Source organism: Pseudomonas sp. PB106 (assembly GCF_009764645.1).
Taxonomy (GTDB): domain Bacteria; phylum Pseudomonadota; class Gammaproteobacteria; order Pseudomonadales; family Pseudomonadaceae; genus Aquipseudomonas.
Map to the genome: position 1 here is coordinate 1 of NZ_RWIM01000043.1, position 2,985 is coordinate 2,985.

General features: G+C 51.6%; 1 rRNA gene. It reads left to right on the forward strand.

Annotated elements, in window-relative coordinates:
- Positions 1-65 precede the first annotated feature (65 nt).
- Positions 66-2,959 (forward strand): 23S ribosomal RNA (locus EJA71_RS06110).
- Positions 2,960-2,985 lie beyond the last annotated feature (26 nt).

Consider the following 2,985-nt stretch of genomic DNA (forward strand, 5'->3'; position numbering starts at 1 on the left):
TTGAGAAATTCGAATTTTCGGCGAATGTCGTCTTCACAGTATAACCAGATTGCTTGGGGTTATATGGTCAAGTGAAGAAGCGCATACGGTGGATGCCTTGGCAGTCAGAGGCGATGAAAGACGTGGTAGCCTGCGAAAAGCTTCGGGGAGTCGGCAAACAGACTTTGATCCGGAGATGTCTGAATGGGGGAACCCAGCCATCATAAGATGGTTATCTTGTACTGAATACATAGGTGCAAGAGGCGAACCAGGGGAACTGAAACATCTAAGTACCCTGAGGAAAAGAAATCAACCGAGATTCCCTTAGTAGTGGCGAGCGAACGGGGACTAGCCCTTAAGTGGCTTTGAGATTAGCGGAACGCTCTGGAAAGTGCGGCCATAGTGGGTGATAGCCCTGTACGCGAAAATCTCTTAGTCATGAAATCGAGTAGGACGGAGCACGAGAAACTTTGTCTGAATATGGGGGGACCATCCTCCAAGGCTAAATACTACTGACTGACCGATAGTGAACTAGTACCGTGAGGGAAAGGCGAAAAGAACCCCGGAGAGGGGAGTGAAATAGATCCTGAAACCGTATGCGTACAAGCAGTGGGAGCAGACTTTGTTCTGTGACTGCGTACCTTTTGTATAATGGGTCAGCGACTTATTTTCAGTGGCGAGCTTAACCGAATAGGGGAGGCGTAGCGAAAGCGAGTCTTAATAGGGCGTCTAGTCGCTGGGAATAGACCCGAAACCGGGCGATCTATCCATGGGCAGGTTGAAGGTTGGGTAACACTAACTGGAGGACCGAACCGACTACCGTTGAAAAGTTAGCGGATGACCTGTGGATCGGAGTGAAAGGCTAATCAAGCTCGGAGATAGCTGGTTCTCCTCGAAAGCTATTTAGGTAGCGCCTCATGTATCACTGTAGGGGGTAGAGCACTGTTTCGGCTAGGGGGTCATCCCGACTTACCAAACCGATGCAAACTCCGAATACCTACAAGTGCCGAGCATGGGAGACACACGGCGGGTGCTAACGTCCGTCGTGAAAAGGGAAACAACCCAGACCGTCAGCTAAGGTCCCAAAGTTATGGTTAAGTGGGAAACGATGTGGGAAGGCTTAGACAGCTAGGAGGTTGGCTTAGAAGCAGCCACCCTTTAAAGAAAGCGTAATAGCTCACTAGTCGAGTCGGCCTGCGCGGAAGATGTAACGGGGCTCAAACCATACACCGAAGCTACGGGTATCACCTTCGGGTGATGCGGTAGAGGAGCGTTCTGTAAGCCTGTGAAGGTGAGTTGAGAAGCTTGCTGGAGGTATCAGAAGTGCGAATGCTGACATGAGTAACGACAATGGGTGTGAAAAACACCCACGCCGAAAGACCAAGGTTTCCTGCGCAACGTTAATCGACGCAGGGTTAGTCGGTCCCTAAGGCGAGGCTGAAAAGCGTAGTCGATGGAAAACAGGTTAATATTCCTGTACTTCTGGTTATTGCGATGGAGGGACGGAGAAGGCTAGGCCAGCTTGGCGTTGGTTGTCCAAGTTTAAGGTGGTAGGCTGAGATCTTAGGTAAATCCGGGATCTTAAGGCCGAGAGCTGATGACGAGTGTTCTTTTAGAACACGAAGTGGTTGATGCCATGCTTCCAAGAAAAGCTTCTAAGCTTCAGGTAACCAGGAACCGTACCCCAAACCGACACAGGTGGTTGGGTAGAGAATACCAAGGCGCTTGAGAGAACTCGGGTGAAGGAACTAGGCAAAATGGCACCGTAACTTCGGGAGAAGGTGCGCCGGTGAGGGTGAAGGACTTGCTCCGTAAGCTCATGCCGGTCGAAGATACCAGGCCGCTGCGACTGTTTATTAAAAACACAGCACTCTGCAAACACGAAAGTGGACGTATAGGGTGTGACGCCTGCCCGGTGCCGGAAGGTTAATTGATGGGGTTAGCTAACGCGAAGCTCTTGATCGAAGCCCCGGTAAACGGCGGCCGTAACTATAACGGTCCTAAGGTAGCGAAATTCCTTGTCGGGTAAGTTCCGACCTGCACGAATGGCGTAACGATGGCGGCGCTGTCTCCACCCGAGACTCAGTGAAATTGAAATCGCTGTGAAGATGCAGTGTATCCGCGGCTAGACGGAAAGACCCCGTGAACCTTTACTATAGCTTTGCACTGGACTTTGAATTTGCTTGTGTAGGATAGGTGGGAGGCTTTGAAGCGTGGACGCCAGTTCGCGTGGAGCCATCCTTGAAATACCACCCTGGCAACTTTGAGGTTCTAACTCAGGTCCGTTATCCGGATCGAGGACAGTGTATGGTGGGTAGTTTGACTGGGGCGGTCTCCTCCTAAAGAGTAACGGAGGAGTACGAAGGTGCGCTCAGACCGGTCGGAAATCGGTCGTAGAGTATAAAGGCAAAAGCGCGCTTGACTGCGAGACAGACACGTCGAGCAGGTACGAAAGTAGGTCTTAGTGATCCGGTGGTTCTGTATGGAAGGGCCATCGCTCAACGGATAAAAGGTACTCCGGGGATAACAGGCTGATACCGCCCAAGAGTTCATATCGACGGCGGTGTTTGGCACCTCGATGTCGGCTCATCACATCCTGGGGCTGAAGCCGGTCCCAAGGGTATGGCTGTTCGCCATTTAAAGTGGTACGCGAGCTGGGTTTAGAACGTCGTGAGACAGTTCGGTCCCTATCTGCCGTGGACGTTTGAGATTTGAGAGGGGCTGCTCCTAGTACGAGAGGACCGGAGTGGACGAACCTCTGGTGTTCCGGTTGTCACGCCAGTGGCATTGCCGGGTAGCTATGTTCGGGAAAGATAACCGCTGAAAGCATCTAAGCGGGAAACTTGCCTCAAGATGAGATCTCACTGGAACCTTGAGTTCCCTGAAGGGCCGTCGAAGACTACGACGTTGATAGGTTGGGTGTGTAAGCGCTGTGAGGCGTTGAGCTAACCAATACTAATTGCCCGTGAGGCTTGACCATATAACACCCAAGCAATTTGCGCTTAA